This window comes from Microbacterium sp. CCH5-D1, assembly GCF_001557335.1.
GTDB classification, from domain to species: Bacteria; Actinomycetota; Actinomycetes; order Actinomycetales; family Microbacteriaceae; genus Microbacterium; species Microbacterium oxydans.
The window spans coordinates 1-25,055 of the sequence record NZ_LSJW01000167.1 but is presented as its reverse complement, the minus strand read 5'-3'; the positions used below and the strand labels follow the sequence as shown (position 1 = coordinate 25,055).

Sequence of the window (25,055 nt, the reverse complement as noted above, 5' to 3'; positions counted from 1 at the left end):
CGAGGTCCGGCAGGTCGTCGGCGGCGACACGAAGCGGGTCGTCTTCCCAGACCACGAGGTCGGCGCGGAAGCCGGGGCGCAGTCGCCCGAGGTCCCGGTCGCCCTGCGCGGCTGCGGCGGCGACCGTGTAGCCCTGGAGTGCCTCGAGTGGTGTGAGGGCCTGTCCCGGCTGGATCGCCGTGTCCGGATCGGCACCGGGCGCACGGCGCAGACGAGCCCATGCCAGGCCGACCCGTGCGTCCACCTGCGCGACCGGCCAATCGGATCCGAGGGCGACCCGGAGGCCCGCATCGAGCATGTCCCGGGTCCGCCAGCCCCGCGCGGCCCGCTCCGGGCCCAGGCGCCGCGACCAGGCGTCGCTTCCGTCCGGCTCGATCCACTGCATGTGCAGCGGCTGCACGGATGCCGTGATGCCGGCGGCCGACATGCGCGGGAGGTCGCGGTCGGCCATGCACTCGAGGTGCTCGATCCGGTGGGGCACGGCAGGCGTGGCGCGTTCCCCCGCGGCGATGTACGCGTCGATCGTGGAGCCAATGGCCCGGTCGCCGATCGCGTGCGTGGCGATCTGGAAGCCGGCCGAGGCGTAGGCGGTGACGACCTCGGCGAACGCCCGCTGGTCGGCCCAGAACGGACGGAGTCCGTCGCCGTCGGTGTCCGGTTCGTACAGCCAGCCCGTGCCCGTGTCGATGACGCTGTCGGCGTAGAGCTTGACCAGTCCGCCGCGCCATCGGCGCCCCCGCGCCTCGCGCAGGGCCAGACGCTGCGGGAGGCCCTCGATACCGTCGTTCGGCGTGTGGTCGAATGCCGTGACGAGCCGCACGGGCAGCCCGTCGCCGACCTCGTCGATGCGGCTGAGCAGCTCCAGCGTCTCGATGGTGCCGTCCATGATGCAGGCACCCGTGATGCCCGATCCGCCGAGGCCGGCCAGGACGGTCCGCACCTCGGCCGCGGCCGCCTCGGGCGAGAGCGTGGGCGCATGCGCGAGGACATCGTCGATCGCGGATTCGCCCTCGAGCCGGCCGGTCGGCGTACCCTCGTCATCCACGACGATGCGGGAGGCGTCGGGGTAGGTCCGGGCGGAGGAGACGCCGGACGCGCGCAAGGCCGCAGCGCTCGCCAACGCGGTGTGCCCGTCGAAGAGGAACAGGAAGGCGGGGAGTCCGCGCACCGCGCCCTCGATCGCCTCCGCCGTCATCGGCATGCGGTCGAACAGCCGATAGTCGAGACTGTGCGCGCGGACCCATCCCGATCCCGTCGCGATGCGGCGATCGGCCTCCTCCCGGAGGAGGGCGAGTGCGCGCGCCGGGTCGCGCACCCCGGTCAGGTCGATCCCGATCGCCTTGGTCGCCCCCAGCACGGGATGCAGATGGGCGTCGATGAGCCCCGGGGTGACCGTGCGGCCACCGAGGTCGATGACGGTCGTTCCGACGCCGCTGACGGCCTGCACGGCATCGTCGTCGCCGACCGCGATGATCCTCCCCTCCGCGAGGGCGAGCGCGCTCGCACGCCGGGTTCGTCCGTCCAGGGTGTGGACGTTCCCGTTGATCATCACGACCGACGCGACGGGTGCCATCTCAGTCCCGGTTCGCTGCCGCCGCCGCGATCACGTCGAGCTCGATGCGGAACGGATGCACGAGCGCCGCGCCGAGCGTGGTGCGCACCGGCGGATCGACCAGGAACCGCTCGTTCCAGACCCGGTTGAAGTCATCGAAGTCGCCGAAGTCCGTCAGGTAGGCGCGCACGCTCACGACGTCCTCCAGGCCCAGTCCCGCTTCGGCGAGCGTGCTGGCGGTGCGATCGAAGACGGCCCTCGCCTCCTCGAGGAAGTCGCCGTCGACGACGGCGACCTGCCCGCAGAGATAGGTGGTGTCCCCGATCGATCGAATCGACGCGATCCGTGGGGCGACGGTGTCAGACATGGGCGACCTGCTCTCCTTGTTCGGCGGTGATGCCTTGTTCGGCTGTTGTGGGCGGGGCGGCGCGACCGGCGAGGATCCTCCGGTCCGCCTCGTCGATCGAACGGGCGCCGACGAACCCCATGGCGGTCCGGTGCTCGGCCTGCAGCATCGCGAAGAGGAGTTCGACAGCGTGCTGTCCGCCCGCTGCGAGCGCATACGCCGCGAGGCGACCGATCGATCCCGCCCGCGCTCCCAGAGCCGTGGCCCGGAGCAGATCGGCCCCCCGACGGATGCCGCTGTCCACGTACACCTCGCCGCGGCCGGCGACGGCGTCCACGATGTCGGGGAGGACGTCGAGCGTCGCGAGCTGGCCGTCGAACTGCCGTCCACCGTGATTGGACACCAGAAGGCCGTCGACGCCGAGCGCCATGGCGCGGTCGGCGTCTTCCCGGGCCATGACGCCCTTGATCACGAGCTTGCCCGGCCAACCCGAGCGGAGCCGGTCGATGTCGTCCCAGGAGGCGGAGGGCCGCTGGTTCCGGTGCATGAAGTCGTCCAGTTCGCGAAGCCGCAGTCGGCGTCCACGATCGGTGTAGTTGCCCCAGGTGATGGCGGGGCCGCGAAGCAGCCCGAGCAACCAGGCCGGGTGCAACGCGGTGTCGATCACGTCGCGCAGCGGCGGTTTCGGCGGGAGTCCCAGCCCGTGGCGCATGTCGCGCTCCCGCTTGCTGCTGAACGCGACGTCGCCCGCGATGACGAGTACCTCGCTCCCGACATCCCTGGCACGCGCGACGTGGTCGCGCGTGAGGTCGGTGTCGTTCCACAGCTGCACCTGCGCCCAGGTGTTCTCCGGCGCCGCCTGCATCACCTGCTCGAGTGGAAGGGACGACCAGGCGCTGTGGATGAAGATACTGCCCGCTGCCGCCGCCGCGCGTGCGATGCCGAGATCGGCGTCCGGGTGGAACAGGCCGAGCAGGCCCATGGGCGAGACCAGCAGCGGCAGCTCCAGGCGACGCCCGAGCACCGTCGTGGACTGATCGATGTGGCCGGCGTCCGCGTAGACCCGTTGGGTGAGCGCAGCACCGCGGAACGCGGCCTCGTTCGCGCGCAACGTGACCTCGTCGAGAGCGCCGCCCTCGAGATAGTCGAAGACCATGCGGGGCAGACGTCGCCGGGACGCGCGCCGGAAGTCTTCAGGACTGATGTACCTGGGCACCGTTGATCCGGTTCCTCTCTGTGTCGGCGACGCCGATCGTCGGCCGCCGCGTCATCGTCGCTCCACCCCGCACCACTCGGCGAGGAAAAGCGCCATCGTCTTGGTGACGTTCCGGACCGAGTCGAGATGCACCCGCTCATCGAATCCGTGGATGGCCTCCGAACGCGGTCCGTACACGAGCGATGGCATGTCGCCGTAGTTCGTGAACACGCGTCCGTCCAGATATCCCGGGGTGGTGAACGTCCGCAGCTCCTCCCCGAAGACCCGCCGGTGCGAGTCGCCGAGCACGGACTCGGCGTCCGACCCCGGGTCGAGGATGTACCCCTCAGCGTAGAACCCGTTCCGCAAGCCTGTCGGCACCGAGCCGGCGAGCTGCGGGAGGTCAGCGCAGGAGCGGAGGCAGTCCTCGATCTCCTCCCAGATCGCGTCGGGCGCGGTGCCGGGGTAGAGCGCCACGCGCACGTCGAGTTCACACTCGGCCGGCACACTCGACGGCCATTCGCCGCCGCGGATCCCGCCGATGTTGACGTTGATCGGATGCTCCAGGTCGGAGAAGTACGGCCGGTCCCCGCGCTCTTCGTTCCAGCGCTCCTCAAGACCCCGCAGCCGCGCGATCACGGCGTAGGCCGCGTCGATGGCGTTGAAGCCCGTGCTCATCTCGCGCGGATGCGTCGGGCGACCGGCGATCCGCACCGTGCACCAGATGACACCCACGTTGGCGCGCACCAGCATGTTCTCCTCCGGCTCGGGGATCAGCACGGCATCCGCCCGGTACCCGCGGAGCAATGCGGACAGCGAGCCGTTGCCGGTGCTCTCCTCCTCCACCACGGACTGGATGTGCAGCCGCCCGGCCGGCTCGAGGCCTGCGGCGCGCACGGCGTCGAGGGCGAAGAGGCTGGCGGCATGACCCGCCTTCATGTCTCCCGCACCGCGTCCGTAGAGCCAGCCGTCGCGCACGGGGGCGTCCCACGGCGAGCGCGACCAGCCCGAGATCGGTCCCGTGGGCACGACGTCGACATGCCCGTTGAGGATGAGGGACCGACCGCCCGTTCTTGAGTCGATCGTACCGACGACGTTCTCGGCGTTGTCGTACGAGACCGCGACGGGCCCGTATCCGGGGTGCGAGCTGATGTCGGCCGGGTCGATGCGCCAGCGGTCGACGCTCATGCCCCGCTCGGCCAGGGCCTCCTCGTAGACGTCCTGCACCGATCTCTCGGCGCCGCGCAGGGACGGCTCGGCGATCAGTCGCTGCGTGAACGCGATCTGCTCGTCGAAGGCTGCGTCCACGGCTTCCTCGATGCGCTCGCGCTGGTCGGGTGTCAGCGCCGGTGCGGCGCCCGTCGGCGTCGTCATCATCGTCTTCGAGTCCGTTTCTTCCCTGATCATGCGCTCACCCGGCTCATGACGTGCTTGATGCGGGTGTACTCCTCGAAGGAGTACACCGAGAGGTCCTTGCCGTATCCCGACTGCTTGTACCCACCGTGCGGCATCTCCGCCGTCATCACCGAATGGGTGTTGATCCAGACGACGCCGAACTCCAGACGCGAGGAGACCCGCAGCGCCGTGTCGTGATCCCGCGTCCAGATGCTCGACGCCAGCCCGAAGTCGACGCCGTTGGCGAACGACAACGCCTCGTTCTCATGCGAGAAGCCCTGCACGGTGATCACGGGTCCGAAGATCTCGGTCTGCACCGCCTCATCGTCCTGATGCAGTCCGGTCACCACCGTGGGGGCGTAGAAGTAGCCGGTCTCGCCCACGCGATGGCCCCCGATCTCGACGTGCGCGTGAGCGGGGAGACGTTCGATGATCCCCGCGACACGGTCCAGCTGGGCGTGACTGTTCAGCGGACCGACGTCGGCTCCGCTGCCCGGGCCGCCGACCCGCAGGCCGCGCACACGTTCCCGGAGCCCGGCGACGAGGCTCTCGCGCACCTCTCCCGCGACGATCACGCGGGTGGCCGCCGTGCAGTCCTGGCCGGCGTTGTAGAACGACATGGCGACCAGATGATCGGCGACGGCGTCGATATCGGCGTCGGCGAACACCAGCACGGGGGCGTTCCCGCCCAGCTCCAGGTGCAGGCGCTTCAGCGTGCTCGAAGCGCTGCGAGCGACCTCCGTCCCGGCACGGGTCGACCCGGTGAGGGAGACCAGCTGCGGCACGGGACTCTCGACGAGCGCACGACCGGTCTCGCGATCGCCCGTGACGACGTTGAGGACGCCGGCCGGCAGCACCTCGGCGGCCAGCACGGCCAACGCCAGGGTGGAACTCGGGGTGGTCTCCGCCGGCTTCAGCACCACGGTGTTGCGGGCGGCGAGCGCGGGAGCGATCTTCCAGACGGCCATCATGAACGGATAGTTCCAGGGGGTGATCTGCGCCACCACGCCGATCGGCTCACGCCGGATCATCGACACGTGGTTCGAGACGTACTCGGCGCTGGCCCGCCCCTCGAGCATGCGCGCGGCACCCGCGAAGAACCGCAACTCGTCGATCGCGGAGGCGATCTCGCCCGCCGCCGCGTCCGGCGTCTTGCCGGTGTCGGCGAGTTCGAGCGCCCGCAGCCGATCGGCGTCCCGCTCGAGGAGGTCGGCGAGGCGCAGCAGCATCCGCTGCCGCTCCCCCGGCGTCGTCTTCCGCCACGGCCCTTCGAACGCGCGCTGCGCGGCGTCGAGCGCCGCATCCACGTCCGTCGCCGCCGAGAGCGCGGCACGGGCGTGCACCTGGCCCGTCGAGGGATCGATAAGGTCCGAGAGCGCACCCGACGCGGCGGGCACGAGACGACCGTCGATCAGGTTCATGACGACGCTCATCGCTGGGCCTCCGCGAGTTCGCGCTGTCCGCGGATGACGTCACCGCGGAGGGAATCGATCGTGGCGTCGGGGCTCAACCGCCCGTCGGTCACGCGCAGTTCGATGATCGCCGGCACTCCCGCCGCCAGGGAGCGCTGCAGGGCGCGCTCGAAGTCCTCCGTCGTCTCGACGACCTCCCCGTGCCCACCGAACGCGCGGGCGAAGGCGGCGAAGTCGGGATTCACCAGGTCGGTTCCGGACGGCCGGCGCGGATGCCGCTGCTCCTGGTGTGCGCGGATGGTGCCGTACATCGAGTTGTTCACCACGAGGATCAACGGGGCGGCGCCCGCCGCGGCGGCGACGGCGAGCTCCTGTCCGTTCATCAGGAAGCATCCGTCACCGGCCACGCTGACGACCTGCCGACCGGGGTGGCGGATGGCCGCGGCCACGGCGGCGGGCACTCCGAATCCCATCGAACCGTTGCGCGGAGCCAGCAGCGAGGGATAGCCGTGCCAGGAGAGGAAGCGCGCGCCCCAGGTGGCGTGGTTCCCGGCGCCCCACGTGATGATCGCGTCATTGTCGAGCACGTCGTCCAGGCGCCGGAAGACCGCGTCCAGATCGAGAGGTGCCGCCTCGACCCGGGCACCCTCCCGACGCTGTGTGAGATCGGCGCGCAGTCGTGCGGCTCGGAGGGCGCGCGCGGTCGCGACCTCGGGGGCGCCGAGGGCGTGCGCGACCTCGATCACGTCTTCGGGTGTGCCCGAGATGCGCAGGACGTTGGCGTGGACGCTCGAGAGCGGGTCGGTCTCGGGGAGCACGGTCACGATCCGCGTGCCGGGATGGTCGGGCGGAAGCAGCTCCCAGCTGTCGGTCACCACGTCACCGAGGGCCGAGCCGATCCCGATGACGAGATCCGCGGTGCGCAGCTCATCGGCGAGCAGTTCGGAGCGTCCGAAGCCGAGCGGGCCGACGAAGGCCGGGGAGTCGCTGTCGATCAGGTCGAGCGCGTTGTACTCGACGGCGACCGGGAGCCCGCGCGCTTCTGCCCATGCCTGCACCACGAGGCTGGTCCGCGGTGTCCACCCCATCGGCCCCAGCACCACGAGCGGTCGCTCCGCGTCCTCGACGAGCGCCGCCAGCTCGGCGACGGCGGCGGGCGGAGCGGGACGCGTCAGGGGGCGGATGGCGGAGACGGCGCCGACGCCGACCGCGGGGTCGCGCAGCATGTCCTCCGGGAGTCCGACGACGACCGGCCCCGGCCGACCGGAGCGCGCGACGCCGAAGGCCTTCGACAGCAGTTCGGGCACACGGTCGGCGGTGTCGATGGTGAGCACGGCCTTGGTCGTGGAGGCGAACCATCCGGACAGCTCGAATTCCTGGAAGGCATCGCGCTGCACGTCGGCCCTCGGCACCAGACCGACGAGGAGGACCAGGGGCGTGGCATCCTTGGCGGCCATGTGCACGGCGACCATCGCATTGGCGGCACCAGGACCTCGGGTCACCAGGCACACTCCCACATCGCCGCTCAGTCGCGCATCGGCGACGGCCATGTACCCGGCGCCGCCCTCGTGACGGCAGGTCACCAGGCGGATGGCGGAGTCGTACAGGGCGTCGAGCACCTCCAGGTAGCTCTCCCCCGGCACGCAGTACGCCGTCGTGACGCCCTCCGCCTCGAGCTGCTCCACGATGAGCTGGCCCCCGGTCCGCGCAGCACCGGTGCGCAGGGCCGCGCGGTCCTCGGTCGTCGAAATCACTTGAGTCACAGGGCGAGCGTAGAACCGCTCATTTCATGCCGTCCAATACATATTCGGGCTACGTCCTATGCCGACAAGGTATGATTTCTGCTCGTGGATCTGCGTCGTCTGAACTATTTCCTGGCCGTGGTGGAGAACGGCAGCGTGAGCCGTGCCGCCGCGGCACTCCACATCGCGCAGCCGGCGCTGAGCCGCCAGGTGCACGCGCTGGAGCGCGACCTCGATCTCACGCTCTTCACCCCGCATCGCGGACGACTCGTGCTGACCCCGGCCGGGCAGGCGTTCGCAGCGATGGCGAAGGATCTCAGCCACCGCGCAGAGCGACTCGCCTCAGCCACCGAGGCTCTGCGCTTCGGATCGACGGCGCGGATCACGATCGCCGCGACCCCCACGACCACGAAGGACCTGCTGGCTCCCTTCGTCGCCACCCTCCGCCCACCGCAACCGCTCGTCCTGACCCGTCCTGCGCACCACTTCGAGTTGCCGGCGTTGCTGCGCGCGGACGCCGATATGATCGTCTCCCCCGTCCCCGTCGACGATCGCTACGCGACTCGTCGCCTTCACGCGATCCCCATAGTCGCCTACGTCGCGCTCGATCATCCGCTCGCCCGAGCCGGTGCGACGACGATCGCGCTCGCCGACCTGGTGCGCGAGCGCGTGATCACCTCGAGTCGGAGCGCCGTGAGTCGCACAGTGCTCGACCTCGCGACGAGCACCGCCGGTCTCACCTACGCGGACGTCCACGTCTGCGACGACGGCGCGACCGTGCAGGCGCTGGCGAGCGCCGGACAGGGCGTGGGCATCCTCACCGAGCGTCCGGACTTCGGCGCGCACCGATTGGACGTCACCGATTCGCACGGAGCGCGGATCGACACCCTGCACGTCTCCCTGCAACTCGCCTGGGATCCCGAACACTACGCCGTCGACACCATCACCGAGCTGGCGAGCGGCATCCAGGCATTCCAGGCGTCGATGACGGGGGCCGACGTCGAGGCCGGGAGGGATGTCGAGTCGTTCGTCCCCGAGGACGATCGGGACGAAGGCGGTCAGGACACATCCGCTCGCGCCGGTTCCGCTGGTCGCTCGACGAGCGGGCGTCGATGAACGGCTCAGCCGCCCCTCGGCGGAGGTATGCACCAGAAATGCACCACGCCCCACCCCAGATACGGAAAAACCCCCGATTTCTCGGGGGTTTCCATGGCGGTGACGGTGGGATTTGAACCCATCGTCACCCCGGCACGATGTGGTTCGCTACGCTCACCCGCAGGAGAACTGCGATGGTCGATCAGCGCCGCAGGATTCGCCCGGTTCGAATCCCCCGCAGTGTTGCCAAGCTGTTGTCACGGGGAAACGAGAAGTGGCCGGGGCATGATCGCCCCGGCCGTCTGAAACCCGCACGACCTCGCCGGTGGTTGCAGATTACGCGTCGGTCGGATCGAGAGCGTAGCGGCCCCGAACAAGCGGTGCCGCCCGCGCTCAGGCGATCGGCAGTCGCTGAGCGAGAGCCGCTACCTCACCCGCGAGGTGCTTGTCGCCGAGTCCAGTGCTCGGGACCATCAACTCCGATGTCCCGGCAACCTCGCGGTCGAGCACCAGCATGACACGGGCCGCCAGCGGCCACGGAGCGTTGTCGCGGTGCCCGCTGAGCGTGGACTCGACGCGAATCGCCCGCACGGAATCGAGTGAGACAGCCTCGACGACGAGTCTTGGCTGTTGATCCGTGATCTCAAATGTCCCGCGGATTAGTCGGGTATCCGTGATGATGACGAGCCAACCTTCATCCCCATCCTCGTCTTCGATCTTTCCATCGACGAGCGCGGGCGACTCGGACCCCAGTAGCAGGACAGCGCGACGCAGAACGTCGCTGAGAAGCGATGTAATCCCCGTCAGGAGGTACTCCCATCCAGCTGCTTGCGACGGCTCGAGTCGGTTGAGGATCAAGCGCGTCCTATCCAGGAAGTCCTTTGTGTCCATGACCGCAGTGAACCAGTTGCATTGTCGTCGGTCAACGCTACGGTGGGCGCATGGAAGCCGACGTCGTCAGTAACATCATCCAGATTCTCGTGCTTGTCGCGGCTGTGGGAGCCGCGATCGTGGCTCTCGTAGTCTCCGCAAAGGATCGAAAGAACGCGCAGAGGATTGCCGAGGGTGACCGTGCGGCTGCGGCCGAGCTCGCCGCTCAGGATCGCCGGGAGGGCTTGCGTCAGGCTCACCTGATGTTCGAGTTGGAGGCACTGACCAAGCTGCTCGAGAACCTCAACCGAGGCGGATCTACTGACCCGCTCGAGACGAGGCGTATGGGGGCGGAGGCTCTCACACTGATCGGCGCCCTGGGCTCAGATCGGCTTCCACATCAGTGGGAACGCCGAGTTGGCGACGATGAGCGGCTCGAAGCTGCCTACGAAGACCCGGAGATGCCGGAGTACAAGAAGGACGCCCTCGAAGGGCAACTCGCGGTCAACGCGGTACTGCATGAGATCCGTCGGTCGCTGCAGCAGTAGCCACTATCGAGCCTGTGTCCGTCGCCACGACCTTCACCAGCGCTGCAGGACGCCACGACCCTCCGTGCGTGCTCCCTCAGGCGGAGACACTGACCACCCGAGCTTCCTGAGGACGTCTGCAGCCTCGTCTGGGAGATCACGAACCGTGGACCGGAACTGCATCCGACGCCATCTCTCGCGACCTTCCCGCACGGCCGATTCCCACCCGTCTTGACGATCGATGCCGAACTCTCGAACGAGGAACTCAAGCACGTCTTCGATGCACGGCCGGAATCGCTCACCTCCCACCGGGAAATGCAGCGATGACATGTCGTGGGGCTTCTTGACGACATCGCCTCGAACAGCATGAGCGCGCCCCAGCAGGTGCGACAGCGCGCCGCGGTCAGCGTGCACGTGCCAGTGCGCGAGCGGTGCACTTTCAGACATACCGGCGTCGAATTCTTGGCGGACGAGCGGCGTCCTGTCCAGCGTCGAGTGCACAGCGACTTTCGATTGCCACGCCTTCAGGAATTGACCAGAACTGTCGAGCCCGAGGTAGATCTGCACTCCGAGTGTGGCCAGCCGGTGGCCGTCAACGAAGAGCGGAATGTGCTGTTTTGACGGGTTGTCACCAACGGGACGAACCACATAGCGTCCACCGTGCGAAATCGAAACAATCTGAAAATCGCCCGGCAGGACACCCGAGATAGTGTCCTGCACCTGTTGCGCAAACTCGGCTGCGCGCGCGTGCAGGTCGATCGACACGAGAATCAGACGTCAGCACCAAGGAGGAATTCGATCTCCTCGAGCTCTTCCTTTGCTTCCCACTCTTCACTCGACAGCGATCGGGTCGCGCGCGCCTCCTCGAAGGAGGCCTCGTCGAGCTCGATACGGCTCAAGATCTCTTCGCGCCGGGCCAGAAGTTCTTCTCGTGTGACATCAATCACGGGTGCCATGATCTACTCCTTCATCCCTTGAAGGGATAGTAGACCACCAGCCACCGACATCGGCTGGTAGCCGCACGCAGCCGGCCTTCACAGCCTCGGGACACGATCACGGCGGAGCCACAACCACGCTCCCGCGAGCAAGCCGCGAGAGCCGCCACGTTTCGGTCACCGCCCCTCGCCGAGTCGACCGTCGCGGAATCGAGCTTTCAAGAAAGTAGCTACGTTTGGGTGTGAAGACGAGCCGCCACTCTGCGCCATCACCCCCGACACCAACGACATCGCCCGGCACCTAAGCCGGCAAGTCGGTCACGCCCAAGCCGCCGACTTCGTCTCTTCAACGAAAAGCTAGCTTGCGCGCGGCTAGCGTCGATCCTCCGGAGACCCGATATCTTCGTCGAAGGCACCCGATCACCGTGGGGGTAATGATCTTGAGCGACAAGGGGTTGCGCGTTCGCGCCGTTTCGGATGTGACCATCCCTCCGGCGGAGGGCATGTCTGTCGAGCGGCTCAGAACGATCATCCAGGACTCGCATCTCAGCTTCCTCATCGGCGCGGGATCGTCAGCACAGTTCCTCGCCCCACTCGGGAACGTCGAGAAGGTTCTGACTGAGGTCGCCGGGACCGATACCGCTGCAACGATCGCGCGCGCGTCCGTGCAAGGCTACTTTTTCAGATCCGTGATCGAGCCGAACGCTCGACTCCTGGAGCCCGACGACGACAATGCGAAGGCGTTGATCCGGTCCTATGCCGAGTTCGTCGGGGTGGTGAATCGAATCCTTCTGAAGCGTCGGAGCACACTCCTGAGCAAGCAGGCGAGCTTCTTCACAACGAACATCGATATGGCGTTCGAGGTTGCGATGGAAATGCTCGAGGTGGACTACAACGACGGCTTTGCAGGGAAGCTTCGACCGAGGCTAGATCTCGGGTCCTTCGGCACTTTGCGATACCGAGAGGGCCTTCGATATGAGTACCGTTCAGAGATCCCGGTACTTAATCTGTTGAAGTTGCACGGGTCAGTTGGATGGCTGCTGCGGGATGGGGAACTCTATTTTGACCAAGGGCTCACGACGGTTGGTCGGGTGAAGCGCGCGTTCGACGACTCTGTCAACGACCTGGTGCCGATCAGTCGTCCCACAGACGTGGACTCTGCCTCCCTCCGGGCCAAGGCTTCCCACCTGAAACGCACCGCAGCGCTGCGTAAGTTTGCGGCCTCGTATTCACGCCTCCAGATCGTCAACCCTGAGAAGACGAAGTTCGCATCAACCGTTCTTAACAAGACTTACTACGAACTTCTCCGCCGATTCTCGAACGAGCTCGAGAAGGAGAACAGCGCGCTCCTCGTGCACGGGTTCTCGTTCAGGGACGAGCACATTCTGGATCTTGTGCTTCGCGCAGCCGGCGTCAATCCAACCCTGCAGGTCGTTGTTTTCTGTTACGACGCGAAGTCGCACGCCGACATCGCGTCGTTGTTTCCCCCGGAACGCGTGAAGAACGGCAACGTGTGTCTGGTCCGCCCGGCCGCTGCCGAACGGTCGGCGGATGAGCGCCGCCTCTCACTCGACGTCGTGGTAGAAGATTTTCTTCGCCCGATCCTGATGGATGCCGAGCCGATCGCCGACCACATCATCGAACTGCGACTTGCCGGGGGAGAAGACCCGAGTGCGTGACGACACGATGCTCCAGCGTGACGGGGTCTTCAGCATCGGCCGAGTGACCGCCGTGCACGGAAGAAAGGTTCGGGTTGCCGTCAGCAAAGTGAAGAACGGGACGCACCTGCTATACCGCGGCGGCGTGGTACGAAACGTAGCTGCCGGAAGCATGGTGAAGATCGCCAAGGGCTTCGTCGAGTTGATCGGATCAGTTGATGGCGAATCGGTCAAAGAGGACCCGCGCGCCGGGATGACCTATCGCCGCAGTGACGACAACATCTCGAGAGAACTCGAGGTCAGCTTGATCGGGTATCTCGAAGCCGGGCGCTTTCATCGTGGAGTGCGAGAGATGCCATTGCTCGACAACGAGTGCTTTATTCTCTCGGAGTTGGAGTTCGCAGCGGTTCACGCCCTCGTCAGCCCGGAAGACTCCTCGCTCCCGCTCGGAGTCTTGGCTATGGAGCCGACCCAGGCTGTCAACCTCGGCGTCGATGCAATTTTTGCGAGTCATGTCGGTATCTTTGGCAACACTGGTAGCGGCAAGTCCTACACGCTGGCGAAACTTTACTTCGAACTCTTTGAACGCTTCAGAGACAGCCCCGGGTTCAATGCTCGCTCGCGCTTCGTCATCATCGACTTCAACGGCGAATACATCAACCGAGCCAGCAACGGAACCGACATTCACTCAACGGTCGTGATCGCGGGTCCAGAACTTAAGCAGGAGTATGCCCTTACCACGCGGGTCGATGACGGCCCGAAGCTGCCGCTTCCCCGGGCTGCGGTCGAGGATCCTTCCTTTTGGATCGTCCTCCTCGACGCAACAGAGAAGACACAGGCTCCGTTCCTCACGCGTGTACTGACGAGCGACTACTGGGATCGTCGACTCGCAGAGCCTCGCGATCTACTCAGCGTCATTGGAGACATGGTGTTGCGGGCGACCAAGAGCAGCGACTCGTCCGTCGACCGTCAGACAGTCATACACCTCCTAAACGAGGTTCGCACATGCCTGGGACAGGCTGCCCCATCCGCGCTCACTGACCTCATCGATGAGTTTCAGGCACAGTTGCACTACAACGCCACTACGCGTCAGTTCTTCTGGGGCTCGTGGGGTCCGTCATACATTACAAGCGACAGCGGATCGTGGGAGTCTCTCACTAGCGATAAGGTAGCGGCGCTGCCCATCGACTTTTCGTCCATTCGGCCCGGTATCGATCTGGTGCGATTCAAGATCGTGCTGCAGTACTACAGCGATATCATTAGCGGATTCTCCAACCGGGAGCACCTTTCGCCACTAATCAAGCGCATGGAGACCAGGGTTCGGGATGTCAAGCGTGTCGTCGTTGCGACAGATTCGATCACTGAGTCGCACCCGCTTACCGTTGTGTCGCTTCGCGATGTAAACCTAGCGATGCGGAAGGTCATCCCAATGCTCCTCTGCAAACATCTCTACGACCGCAAGAAGGAAACCGACCTCGACAATTCGACGTACCTCAATCTCGTCATTGACGAAGCGCATAACATCCTTTCAACGGAGTCGACGCGCGAGAGCGAAGCGTGGCGAGACTATCGACTCGAAACGTTCGAGGAGATCATCAAAGAAGGACGCAAATTCGGTGTCTTCCTCACCATTGCTAGCCAGCGCCCCCACGATATCTCACCAACAATTATCTCCCAACTGCACAACTACTTTCTTCATCGCCTCGTAAATGAGCTAGACATTCGCGCCGTTGAGAAGGCCGTCGCGTATCTCGATCGCGTTTCCTTCGAGTCGCTCCCAATACTTCCGACAGGCGTGTGCGTAGTAGCAGGCGTGTCAGCGCAGGTTCCCGTGATGGCCAAGGTCGGCAGCGTCCCTGAAGCATTCGCACCGAACAGTCGGACAATGTCTGTCACTGACGCGTGGAGCGACGATTAGGCTCCTCCAGACGTCAAAGTGAATAGGGTGGAGCGTCAACGGGGTCATCGATATCCGCCAGGATCACGAGTGGCTTGGTGGGGCGCTCTAGCGCAAGTCGAGCGGAACAGGTTCACTGCTGAGGCAGAGACTCCTTCACGCCGAACTCGTCGCCAGGACTCGTGGACGGCCCATCACCCAAGCACGGGCAACTCCACCGCATGCCCTCGACTGCCTCGCACTCCGCATCTACTCCGCAAATTCTTTTACAGCTCTTGGCAGCCTGAAGAGGAGAAAAGGCGTCAGGGCTAGGACTTTCAGGCGGTAGAAGCATCCCTTAACAACCCCTGATAACCCCTCCCTGAAGATCGTGAGGAGGCGGGATTAACGCTCGTTGGAGCCGCTGAACCTCACGCTGCAGCGCAGCACTTGAGCCTCGGCAACCACGGTGGGACTTGAACCGATCCCACCTAGCAAAGAACCTTCACCGCTACTCTTCGATAGAGCCCTCGCGCTACGCAAGGACGCTCTTGAATCAAAGGTTCAGAGAGGTGCTGTGATGACAGAGCCGGGGCAGAACAAGTCGCCGAACGTTGCCATCGGCCCGAACAACACCACGAGGCACATCCCGGAATCCGTAGCCCGTCGAGTATGGATTGCAGCGGGCGGGCGATGCACTTTCTGCAACCGATGGCTTCTCGACGACGAGACAACCGGGCAGCAGGTTGCCATCGGACAACTCGCGCACGTCGTCGGGTGGGACACGTCTGCCGGCTCTCCACGCGGAGCTGACCCGCTGCCGATCGCGAATCGCAACGGGGCCGACAATCTCATGCTGCTCTGCTACGACCAACACCACGTTATCGACTCAAAGAGCCTCTGGACCGTCTACGACGCCGATCGACTTCGAGCACTCAAGCGTCAACACGAGTATCGGATCAAGCAGTTGACTTCCCTCGCTCAGAGCGAGAGCACGACTGTTCTACGCCTTGTGGGCACGATTCATGGACGGCATGTCCAACTCGCTCCCTCCGCGGTGAACAAAGCACTGGTCGAGGTCGGGCGTTTCCCTAGCTATGTGCTGCAGGGAGCCGACGAGTACGAGATTGATCTGCGAAAGATCCCCGGAGAGAGCGACGGATCCACACTCCACTGGAGCACCGCGGTGGCATTCATCGAGGAGCGCCTGCGGCTCTTGAAGTCGCTCGTCGCTGACGGCACCGTGGTCGATCTGGCGGTCTTTCCGCTCGCCCGAATCCCGATTCTCGTTGCTCTCGGCGTGCTACTGGATGACACGCTACCGACGACCGTCTATCCCAAGCGCCGCGGTGGCGCCGAGGAATGGGGCTGGTCGGCTTCGGGTACAGACCAGCAGTTTCGGTGGCACGAGGTGGCGTCCGGGCGGAGCGAACCGGCGCAGGTGACGGTCGTATTCTCTGTCTCCGGGTCGGTCGAGATGGACCGCATCCCACGGGAGGCGACTGAGGGCGCCCGTGTGTACGAGATCACTCCCATCGGAGCGACGCCAAACTTCGACCTGGTGGATACGCCTGCGACGGTCGACGCATTTGCCCGCTGCTGGCGTTCCTTGATCGCCGAAATCGAAACCGTGTCTTCGGTCGCCTCGGTCAGTCTCGTGCCAGCGGTCCCGGCGACGATTGCAGTGGCCATCGGACGGTCCATCAACACATCCGTTCACCCGCCAATGCGCGTATACGATCGCGTCGGACATGCAGAAGAGTACGTCTTCACCATCGAGGTGCCGCGATAAAGCGCCGCAGACGACAGGCGAGTGGTCAACGGCCCACGTATCTCGCGTCATCGGATCGACGCCTCACCAGGGTGTGCGTGGCTTAGTGGCCGTCGGTGAGTAATGGTGCGCTGGGCTCACTCCTGTGTGAGGCAGGGCGAAAAGATGAGTGCCACTCGCGTCGTCTCCGATGTGAGAGGCGATAAGTGTCGTCATTGTCGATGCGACTCCGGCCATATCAGCGGCCGAACCGTGGAAAGTCGGAATCGAGCAACCTCGGGTGGGAACGAACTCGTCCTGCGCCTCGGGATCCAGCCAGAACACTCCATAAGGCTCAAGCACCGGATCCTCAAGCACAGCGATGCCAGCCATCCGATCCGACTCAAGGACATCATGCTGAGGCGCGCGACCATGCACCAAGATCATTCCGAGGCTGCCACTTCGAGCGTCCACTGCCACTTGCGCGACCACAGCTTTTCTGCGGTCCGTCGCGACGAAGACGTCACTGACTAGCCGAGCGACTGTCTTGCTCACCGTTGCGTCGATAACAAGGTCCGCTACGCCTAGGGCATCGCGAAGCGCTTCTTCCCGGAGGGCCGGCCAGATTTCGACGTCGGCTTGCGGCGCTATGCGAAGAAGGCGCGCGGCGAGGCGATCGGACTTTCGACCGCCGATGTCACCGTCATCGTACGCTTGACGTACCAGCAGTCCGCCCGAGACCATTCCGGGGTCGCAGAGGATGACCTTCGTGGCGCCAGCTCGGACTACAAACTCCGCGATCCAGGATCCGAGACCCCCTAGACCGAGGATCACCACTGTCGAATCAACGAATCTCGCGGTCGGTCTAGCGTGGTCTCGTCGCGTATTGAGTGCGGGGCGTTCGTCCGAGACGTGCGTCCAGAGAACCTCGACGCCGTCGGGCACATCATTGGGCACGACCTCCCGACCCTGCGTTCGGGCAGTGCGACTGATCTCCCGCAAGGCATCGGCACCACCTCCATCGACATGACCCGCCAGCAGGTGTTCCGGCCCTCCAGACGGATGCGGTACGGCAAGGAGGAACTGCTGGCTCTCCCCTGCTGCCTTACGCATCGCGCTGGCGCAGAGAGCCACCAAGAATGTGGACGACTGAGCAGCATCGTATCGAAGCCGCGCGACGATTCCGTGAGGTGACAACCGCTGCTTCAGGCAGCTCACTGATCGAGCGCGAGGCCCGAAGGCTAGTGCTCCGCTGACGCCAAGGTGTGCCTTAGCGGCGATTCGGCTCGCATCGAAGTCGAGTCGCTCGAGTAGATCGCGTAGCCCCGTATGTCCAGCACCGAATGGGAGATCGCGGTCCGTGTAGAAGACAGGCACATGTGTCGGTGGCCGGGACCCGGCGGGAAGTGGCTTCGGGTAAAGCTCGAGGCACCAGTCCGAACGCGGGGCAAGCCAGTTGGCCGCAACGCGTCCATCGTGCGGCGCGAGGGAACGAATAACGATTGGAGAGAGCGGCGATGGGCGACGTCCGATCTGAGGCAGGCCCCCGACCGCGTGATAGAGCGCATCCTCTGCGTCGAACTGATTGCTACTTCCGCGCTCCAGCCAGCGCCAGAGCCGGTTAAGAACTCCGTTCGGATGCGATGTCAGACCGTAGTTCGAGTCCCATTCTCGGCTCGGATCGAGGTATAGACAGAGGTAGAACCCCGATAGCACGTGCGGATGTCCGAGGAACCGAAAGTGGTCGACGAAGACATGCGGCGGTCGCTCGCCGTCTGGCTCGATCGCCAGTTGGAGTTCTTCCCTGATCCGGAGTGGAAGCCCACCGTTTCGCCGAGGGAACGTTGACGTTTGGATAGTGAACGGAACGTAAAGGACCGAGTCTTCTCGATCCAACCATTCGGTGCCGACGCTTGAGATCAGGTCGGGATGCGAGTTGTACGCTGCTCGCAGTTCGTGGAGGCAACGCTTTTGCCACGAAGTCGGTTGGGCTTTGCGCTTGGTCATGAGGCGACTATCCGGCGCGCCCAGACCTACCCGTCGAAGTCTCCGGAGTCTTGCCGGGCTCGGTCGTGGGTGGAGAAAAGACAGGCGTAGCGGTTTGTGATCGTGGACCGAACTGAGGACCGAAGATCTCTCGCCAGAGACCGAGTGACTCAGCGGACGAGCCGACACACGAGATCGCCTCATCTACCAGGCTTGCAAGATCTTGCACGTCGGTTCGAAACACGTCGTACTCTGACTGCGGCCATCGGTGTGTGAAGTAAGAGTCGGCCGATGAAGGGTCTTCTACTTCGGGTCGCTCAGGAAGGTCGCGAACCCATGCGGCGAGATCCAACAACACGCGGTGGAGCGTCTTGGGAACGCTGTCATAGCATCCTGGGAATGCACGCGCGGTGTCTGCCTTGATGACGTTTCCCACGACTGTGGTGAGGATGATCGAGCGCGTTTCCCCCATGAACCCGCGATGATCACGGAGATACTTCAGCAAACGCAATACGCGCCTCATGTTGCTGTTGCTGGTCTCGTCGCGCTGCTTCATCCAAGCGGTGAAGCCATCCGGATCGGTGCCCTCCCACCGGTCGGTTTCCGCGTTGACGATGTGCTCCCCCTCGACCTCTCGGTCGACGTACGGCACGACGTCCACATGCATGGAGTTCGCGTACGTGACTCGAACACACCGGTTCTTCGACTCCGCGGGAACGCTCATGCCCTGTGCATCACAGTATGCGCTTAGCGTGTCAAAGACCGCAGTGTGATAGTCGAGTGGTGTCCACCCGTCGCGCTCCTCGAGTTCAAGCATGAAGTCTGCGTCGAACTCAGCATCTTCGGGCGGCTGGATGATGGTTCGTTGCGCCCACGATCCCTGCTTCTTCATCAACTTGACCCGGACCCCGAGATCGCCACGCCTGAGCGCGTCGAAAAGTCTTCCAGTTCGCTCGTTAAGATGCGCCAACTTATAGTCCGGCAAGTTGACGACATCGATCAGGAAGGTGTTGAAGTGCGAAACGTGCTCCATCTGAGTCCCCTCTCAGTGAGTCCCGCCCCAGACGGGAGTTAATCTCTGCGAGTCATCGTATGTTCGACTACCGACATTCACGATCGAGGAGATGCACGGTACCTCTGGTGCTACCCCGCAGCTCCCCGAACGCGGTCTTTGGTCTTTGTCCAACTCTGTCCAACTCGATCGACTGTTGGCCAAGTAGAAACGCCCAAAGGCCAACTAGCGGCGTCCCCCGTCACTTGAATGGTGTGCGGCGCCACAATGCGTGACGCCGCACAACTTCTCAGAAGTCCCAGTCGTCGTCTTCCGTGGCCTCGGCCTTGCCGATGACGTAGGACGAGCCCGACCCCGAGAAGAAGTCGTGGTTCTCGTCGGCGTTCGGCGAGAGCGCCGACAGGATGGCCGGGTTCACGTTCGTGACGCTGGAGGGGAACATCGCCTCGTAGCCCAAGTTCATCAGGGCCTTGTTGGCGTTGTAGTGCAGGAACTTCTTGACGTCTTCGGTCAGACCGACACCGTCGTAGAGGTCCTGCGTGTACTGCACCTCGTTGTCGTAGAGCTCGTACATGAGCGAGAACGTGTAGTCCTTGAGCTCATCGCGACGCGCCTGGGTCTCGTTCTCGAGGCCCTTCTGGAACTTGTAGCCGATGTAGTACCCGTGCACGGCCTCGTCACGGATGATGAGGCGGATCAGATCGGCCGTGTTCGTCAGCTTCGCCTTCGACGACCAGTAGATCGGCAGGTAGAACCCCGAGTAGAACAGGAACGACTCCAGCAGGGTGGAGGCCACCTTGCGCTTGAGCGGGTCATCGCCCTGGTAGTAGTCCATGATGATCTGAGCCTTCTTCTGAAGGTTCGGGTTCTCCGTGGACCAGCGGAACGCCTCATCGATCTCCTTCGTCGACGCGAGCGTCGAGAAGATCGAGGAGTAGCTCTTCGCGTGCACCGACTCCATGAACGCGATGTTCGTGTACACGGCCTCTTCGTGAGGAGTGATCGCGTCGGGGATCAGCGACACCGCACCGACCGTGCCCTGGATCGTGTCGAGGAGCGTGAGCCCCGTGAACACCCGCATGGTGAGCAGCTGCTCGTCGGGGGTGAGCGTGTTCCACGACTGCACGTCGTTCGACAGCGGCACCTTCTCCGGCAGCCAGAAGTTGTTCACCAGACGGTTCCAGACCTCGAGGTCCTTGTCGTCCTGGATACGGTTCCAGTTGATCGCCTGCACGCTGGAGACCAGCTTGAGTCTTTCGGGAGTCATTTTCTTCGTCGTTCCTCGGGGTTCGGCCGCGTTCTCAGGTCAGCAACAGGTCAGAGCATGCACGAGACGCACTCGGCCATGTCGGTGCCCTCGAGCGCCAGCTGACGCAGGCGGATGTAGTAGATCGTCTTGATGCCCTTGCGCCATGCGTAGATCTGCGCCTTGTTGATGTCACGCGTGGTGGCGGTGTCCTTGAAGAACAGCGTCAGCGACAGGCCCTGGTCGACGTGCTGCGTGGCCGCGGCGTACGTGTCGATGACCTTCTCGTAGCCGATCTCGTACGCGTCCTGGTAGTACTCCAGGTTGTCGTTCGTCATGAACGCCGCCGGGTAGTAGACGCGGCCGAGCTTGCCTTCCTTGCGGATCTCGATCTTCGACGCGATCGGGTGGATCGACGACGTCGAGTTGTTGATGTACGAGATCGAGCCGGTCGGCGGCACCGCCTGCAGGTTCTGGTTGTAGATGCCGTGCTTCTGGATCGACGCCTTCAGCTCGGCCCAGTCGTCCTGTGTCGGGATGTGCTTGCCGGCGAACAGCTCCTTGACCTTCTCGGTCTCGGGAACCCAGGCGCGGTCGATGTACTTGTCGAAGAACTCCCCCGACGCGTAGGTCGAGTCCTCGAACCCGTCGAACGTCGTGCCGCGCTCGATGGCGAGCTTGTTCGACGCGCGCAGCGCGTGGAACAGCACCGTGTAGAAGTAGATGTTCGTGAAGTCGATGCCCTCTTCGGAGCCGTAGTACACGTGCTCGCGAGCGAGGTAGCCGTGCAGGTTCATCTGGCCCAGGCCGATGGCGTGCGAGCGGTCGTTGCCGTCCTCGATCGAACGAACCGAGCCGATGTGGCTCTGGTCGCTGACCGCGGTCAGTGCCCGGATCGCGGTCTCGACGGTCTGGCCGAGGTCGTCGGCGTCCATCGACAGCGCGATGTTCATCGAACCGAGGTTGCAGGAGATGTCCTTGCCGATGTTGTCGTACGACAGGTCGTCGTTGTACGTGGTCGGCGTGTTCACCTGCAGGATCTCGCTGCAGAGGTTGGACATGTTGATCCGACCCTTGATCGGGTTGGCCTTGTTCACCGTGTCTTCGAACATGACGTACGGGTAGCCGGACTCGAACTGGATCTCGGCGACGGTCTGGAAGAACTCGCGCGCGTTGATCTTGGTCTTCTTGATGCGCGGGTCGTCGACCATCTCGCGGTACTTCTCGGTGACCGAGATGTCGCCGAACGGAACGCCGTAGACCTTCTCGACGTCGTACGGCGAGAACAGGTACATGTCCTCGTCGTTCTTGGCGAGCTCGAACGTGATGTCGGGCACGACGACGCCCAGCGACAGCGTCTTGATGCGGATCTTCTCGTCGGCGTTCTCACGCTTGGTGTCGAGGAAGCGCATGATGTCGGGGTGGTGCGCGTTGAGGTACACCGCGCCGGCGCCCTGACGCGCACCGAGCTGGTTGGCGTAGCTGAAGCTGTCTTCGAGGAGCTTCATGACCGGGATGATGCCCGAGGACTGGTTCTCGATCTGCTTGATCGGCGCACCCGACTCGCGGATGTTCGACAGCAGGAGTGCGACGCCGCCACCGCGCTTGGAGAGCTGCAGCGCGGAGTTGATGCCGCGGGCGATCGACTCCATGTTGTCTTCGATGCGCAGGAGGAAGCAGCTGACGAGCTCGCCGCGCTGCGCCTTGCCGGCGTTGAGGAAGGTGGGGGTCGCCGGCTGGAAACGACCGGAGATGATCTCCTCAACGAGGGCCACGGCGAGCTTCTCGTCGCCGTCGGCGAGACCGAGGGCGGTCATGACGACGCGGTCCTCGAAGCGCTCGAGGTAGCGCTTGCCGTCGAACGTCTTCAGCGTGTAGCTCGTGTAGTACTTGAACGCGCCGAGGAACGTCTCGAAGCGGAACTTCTTGCCGTAGGCGAGGTCGTTGAGCTTCTGGATGAACTCCATCGAGTACTTCTCGATGACGGCGCCCTCGTAGTACTCCTTCTCCACGAGGTAGTCCAGGCGCTCCTTGAGCGAGTGGAAGAACACCGTGTTCTGGTTCACGTGCTGCAGGAAGTACTCCCGCGCGGCGCGCTTGTCGGCGTCGAACTGGATCTTCCCGTTCGCGTCGTACAGGTTGAGCATCGCGTTGAGGGCGTGATAGTCGAGACCCTCGTAGGAGGGGTTCGCCTTGAATGCCACTGTCTCGGTCACTGAAGCTGCCACCGTCGTTCCAATCCGTCGCTCACGCGATCCACATCGTCTTGTGTGCCGAAGATCTCGAGCCGATACAAGTGAGGCACGTGGCACTTGCGGCTGATGATGTCACCGGCGAGGCAGAAGGCATCGCCGAAGTTGGTGTTCCCCGCGGAGATCACTCCGCGGATGTGGCGTCGGTTGCGCTCGTCGTTGAGAAACCGGATCACCTGTTTCGGAACGGCGCCCTTCTCGACGCCGCGCCCCGCTCCCCCGCCGTAGGTGGGGGTGACCAGCACGAAGGGCTCGTCGATGACGAGGTCTTCTTCGTTCCGGTGGAGGGGGATGCGTCGGGACGGGAACCCGAGCTTCTCGATGAAACGCGCGGTGTTACCCGAGACGCTCGAGAAGTAGACCAGGAGCGGCGCTGCGGTCGCGACGGCGCTCATGGTGCGTCACGCCAGACGGGACGCGAGCTCGTCGATCTTGTCGGGGCGGAAGCCCGACCAGTGGCCCTCGTCGGTGACGACGACGGGTGCCTGCATGTAGCCGAGCGCCTTGACCTGCTCGAGCGCCGTCGGGTCTTCCGACAGGTCGAGGACCTCGTACTCGATTCCCTTGGCATCCAGGGCACGGTAGGTGGCGTTGCACTGAACGCAGGAAGGCTTGGTGTAGACCGTGATCGACATCTTTTTCGTAACCCCTCAAATCTCTGGCCTGCTTCTCATCAGGCTGTTTCCCGGTAGACCCCCTGCCGGGACTTCAATACTACATATGGGGACCGACATTGGGGGCGACCACAAGGGGTAGTAGTTACATCCGTGTAGTTATCCACCGTTCTCAACAGATACAACACAGGTTCTCCACCGTTTCTTCCACAGGCCGAGCCCCCTTCCGAAGGCAGGCGAACCGCGTGAAATCGCGGCTGGGAAGCCCCTGTGAGCGATCCATCCACAGGGGGCACGTTACGACGCCCCACCGACATTCGGATTCCTGTGGAATTCACCCTTCGGCGTGTCGCGGGCGTGTCGCGGATCGCCCCATCCGCGACCGGCCCCGCGGGCCGGTACCGTTGTCTGGTGGCGGGATATCGGGATCTTCTTCGCACGCCGGGAGTGGCGCGCATGATCGCTGCTCAACTGACCGCGCGCTTCCCCAACGGGATGATGTCGCTGGCGATCCTGCTGCACGTCGAGCAGCAGACCGGCTCCTACGGGTCCGCTGGTCTCGTCCTCGCCGCGACCAGCGTCGGCCAGGCGATCGCCGGCCCCATCACCAGCCGTTGGATGGGCGCCTGGGGCATGCGTCGAGTGCTCACTCTCACCCTGTCGGTGTGTGTGGTGGCCGTACTGTGTCTGGCTCTGCTTCCGCTCGAGGTGCCGGGGTACATGGCGCTCGGGATGATCGCCGGCCTCTCCACCCCACCGGTACAGGCCGCCGTGCGCACGATCTACCCCAAGCTCGTGAACTCCTCGAACCTCACCCCGCTGTTCTCCCTCGACGCGTCGCTGCAGGAGATCATCTGGGTGCTCGCGCCCGTCGTGATCACACTCGTCTCGACCCAGATCGGCACCGCCGAGGGTCTGCTGCTGGTCGCGATCATCCTCGTCGGCGGCGGCGCGTGGTTCATCCTCTCCCCCGAGGTCGGGCGGGTGCGCATCCCGCGCAGCCGCAACGCCCTCGGAAAAGTCGTGCTCAAGCCGCCCGTGATGCTGGCGACCGTGATCGGGTTCCTCCTGATCGGAGCCTGCGCCGCCGTCGAGGTCGGCGTCGTGGCGACCTTCGAGCACGGAAGCCTCGCCGCCGGACTCGTCCTCGCCGTGTTCTCGGCCGGAAGCCTCGCCGGTGGTCTCGCCTTCGGCCACATCCCCATCGGGCCCTGGGCCATGGCCCGCCGTCTGCTGATCGTCACGATCGGCCTCGGGCTGACGATGGTCATGCTCAACGTGTTCTGGCTGGGCGGCACCCTCATCCTCGCCGGCATCGGCATCGCGCCCGCCCTGGCGGTGCTCTTCGCGATCACCTCGGCCAGCGTGAAGTTCAGCGAGACCGCTGAGGCCTTCGGCTGGGCCGGCACCGGACAGCTCATCGGCGCCGCCGCCGGTTCCGCTGTCGCCGGCTTCCTCGTGGATGTGGGCGACTGGCGCGGCGCCTACCTCGCCGCCACCATCTTCGCCGCGGTCGGACTGATCGTGGCCGTCGTCTTCGTCCGTTCCTTCCCGGACCTGCGTCACCGCGACGCGAGCCCCCACCCCGACAC

The 25,055-nt window shown here is 64.6% G+C and carries 21 protein-coding genes; 6 read left to right on the top strand and 15 right to left on the bottom strand.

Annotation, left to right across the window (positions count from 1 at the left end):
- The 6 genes from AX744_RS10200 to AX744_RS10175 all read right to left on the bottom strand — a co-directional run.
- Window positions 1–1,573 (bottom strand): amidohydrolase (locus tag AX744_RS10200; protein WP_061016696.1); only part of this gene is annotated, 1,573 nt, incomplete at its 3' end.
- Window position 1,574: 1 nt separating this feature from the next.
- A complete protein-coding gene (locus tag AX744_RS10195; RefSeq protein WP_061016694.1) occupies window positions 1,575–1,919 on the bottom strand; it encodes a RidA family protein in 345 nt (114 codons plus the stop codon).
- Window positions 1,912–3,114 carry an alpha-hydroxy acid oxidase gene (locus AX744_RS10190; protein ID WP_157543575.1) on the bottom strand — a complete coding sequence of 401 codons (1,203 nt, stop codon included), beginning with the start codon at window positions 3,112–3,114 and terminating at the stop codon, window positions 1,912–1,914. Before AX744_RS10190 ends, AX744_RS10195 begins: the two co-directional genes overlap by 8 nt.
- A gap of 51 nt (window positions 3,115–3,165) precedes the next feature.
- A complete protein-coding gene (locus AX744_RS10185) occupies window positions 3,166–4,467 on the bottom strand; it encodes an ArgE/DapE family deacylase (protein ID WP_061016699.1) in 1,302 nt (433 codons plus the stop codon).
- A gap of 29 nt (window positions 4,468–4,496) precedes the next feature.
- A complete protein-coding gene (locus AX744_RS10180) occupies window positions 4,497–5,921 on the bottom strand; it encodes an aminobutyraldehyde dehydrogenase (protein WP_061016690.1) in 1,425 nt (474 codons plus the stop codon).
- Window positions 5,918–7,663: a thiamine pyrophosphate-dependent enzyme gene (locus AX744_RS10175; RefSeq protein ID WP_231728784.1), complete on the bottom strand. Its 1,746-nt coding sequence runs from the start codon at window positions 7,661–7,663 to the stop codon at window positions 5,918–5,920. The genes AX744_RS10180 and AX744_RS10175 overlap by 4 nt, the downstream gene beginning before the upstream one ends.
- Before the next feature lie 84 nt (window positions 7,664–7,747).
- Between AX744_RS10175 and AX744_RS10170 the strand changes: the two genes are divergently transcribed.
- Window positions 7,748–8,758, top strand: a complete 1,011-nt coding sequence (locus tag AX744_RS10170; protein ID WP_061016688.1) for a LysR family transcriptional regulator — start codon at window positions 7,748–7,750, stop codon at window positions 8,756–8,758.
- Window positions 8,759–9,130: 372 nt separating this feature from the next.
- Here the strand turns inward: AX744_RS10170 and AX744_RS10165 are convergent, their stop codons facing one another.
- Complete coding sequence (locus AX744_RS10165) at window positions 9,131–9,628, bottom strand: hypothetical protein (protein ID WP_061016686.1); 498 nt, start codon at window positions 9,626–9,628, stop codon at window positions 9,131–9,133.
- 50 nt (window positions 9,629–9,678) lie between these two features.
- On the opposite strand from AX744_RS10165, the gene AX744_RS10160 reads away from it, so the two are divergent.
- Window positions 9,679–10,155 carry a hypothetical protein gene (locus tag AX744_RS10160; RefSeq protein WP_061016684.1) on the top strand — a complete coding sequence of 159 codons (477 nt, stop codon included), beginning with the start codon at window positions 9,679–9,681 and terminating at the stop codon, window positions 10,153–10,155.
- A gap of 33 nt (window positions 10,156–10,188) precedes the next feature.
- On the opposite strand, the gene AX744_RS10155 is transcribed toward AX744_RS10160, so the two are convergent.
- Entirely contained in the window at window positions 10,189–10,899 is a 711-nt protein-coding gene (locus AX744_RS10155; protein ID WP_061016682.1) for a hypothetical protein, read from the bottom strand.
- A 5-nt stretch (window positions 10,900–10,904) separates the two neighbouring features.
- Window positions 10,905–11,090 (bottom strand): hypothetical protein, encoded by a 186-nt coding sequence (locus AX744_RS10150; protein ID WP_061016680.1) that lies wholly within the window; start codon window positions 11,088–11,090, stop codon window positions 10,905–10,907.
- A gap of 413 nt (window positions 11,091–11,503) precedes the next feature.
- Between AX744_RS10150 and AX744_RS10145 the strand changes: the two genes are divergently transcribed.
- The 3 genes from AX744_RS10145 to AX744_RS10135 all read left to right on the top strand — a co-directional run bounded on the left by AX744_RS10145 (window position 11,504) and on the right by AX744_RS10135 (window position 16,395).
- A complete protein-coding gene (locus tag AX744_RS10145; RefSeq protein ID WP_061016678.1) occupies window positions 11,504–12,748 on the top strand; it encodes an SIR2 family protein in 1,245 nt (414 codons plus the stop codon).
- Window positions 12,741–14,645 (top strand): ATP-binding protein, encoded by a 1,905-nt coding sequence (locus tag AX744_RS10140; protein ID WP_061016676.1) that lies wholly within the window; start codon window positions 12,741–12,743, stop codon window positions 14,643–14,645. The genes AX744_RS10145 and AX744_RS10140 overlap by 8 nt, the downstream gene beginning before the upstream one ends.
- A gap of 538 nt (window positions 14,646–15,183) precedes the next feature.
- Window positions 15,184–16,395, top strand: coding sequence for an SAVED domain-containing protein (locus AX744_RS10135; protein WP_157543574.1), 1,212 nt, complete (start codon window positions 15,184–15,186; stop codon window positions 16,393–16,395).
- 63 nt (window positions 16,396–16,458) lie between these two features.
- Here AX744_RS10135 and AX744_RS21845 read toward each other — a convergent pair whose 3' ends face one another.
- From AX744_RS21845 to nrdH, 6 genes are all read right to left on the bottom strand, one after another.
- Window positions 16,459–17,466: a ThiF family adenylyltransferase gene (locus AX744_RS21845; RefSeq protein ID WP_442922830.1), complete on the bottom strand. Its 1,008-nt coding sequence runs from the start codon at window positions 17,464–17,466 to the stop codon at window positions 16,459–16,461.
- A gap of 901 nt (window positions 17,467–18,367) precedes the next feature.
- Complete coding sequence (locus tag AX744_RS20670) at window positions 18,368–19,372, bottom strand: SMODS domain-containing nucleotidyltransferase (protein ID WP_061016666.1); 1,005 nt, start codon at window positions 19,370–19,372, stop codon at window positions 18,368–18,370.
- A gap of 268 nt (window positions 19,373–19,640) precedes the next feature.
- Window positions 19,641–20,618 (bottom strand): class 1b ribonucleoside-diphosphate reductase subunit beta, encoded by a 978-nt coding sequence (gene nrdF / locus AX744_RS10110; RefSeq protein WP_045263442.1) that lies wholly within the window; start codon window positions 20,616–20,618, stop codon window positions 19,641–19,643.
- 50 nt (window positions 20,619–20,668) lie between these two features.
- Complete coding sequence (nrdE, locus tag AX744_RS10105) at window positions 20,669–22,813, bottom strand: class 1b ribonucleoside-diphosphate reductase subunit alpha (protein WP_046749771.1); 2,145 nt, start codon at window positions 22,811–22,813, stop codon at window positions 20,669–20,671.
- Entirely contained in the window at window positions 22,810–23,244 is a 435-nt protein-coding gene (nrdI, locus tag AX744_RS10100) for a class Ib ribonucleoside-diphosphate reductase assembly flavoprotein NrdI (protein WP_045263440.1), read from the bottom strand. The genes nrdE and nrdI overlap by 4 nt, the downstream gene beginning before the upstream one ends.
- A gap of 6 nt (window positions 23,245–23,250) precedes the next feature.
- Window positions 23,251–23,484 (bottom strand): glutaredoxin-like protein NrdH, encoded by a 234-nt coding sequence (gene nrdH, locus AX744_RS10095; RefSeq protein ID WP_045263439.1) that lies wholly within the window; start codon window positions 23,482–23,484, stop codon window positions 23,251–23,253.
- Between the two features lie 390 nt (window positions 23,485–23,874).
- Here nrdH and AX744_RS10090 point away from each other — a divergent pair.
- Window positions 23,875–25,055, top strand: a 1,181-nt coding sequence (locus AX744_RS10090; protein ID WP_197429210.1) for an MFS transporter, incomplete at its 3' end; no start/stop codon positions are given.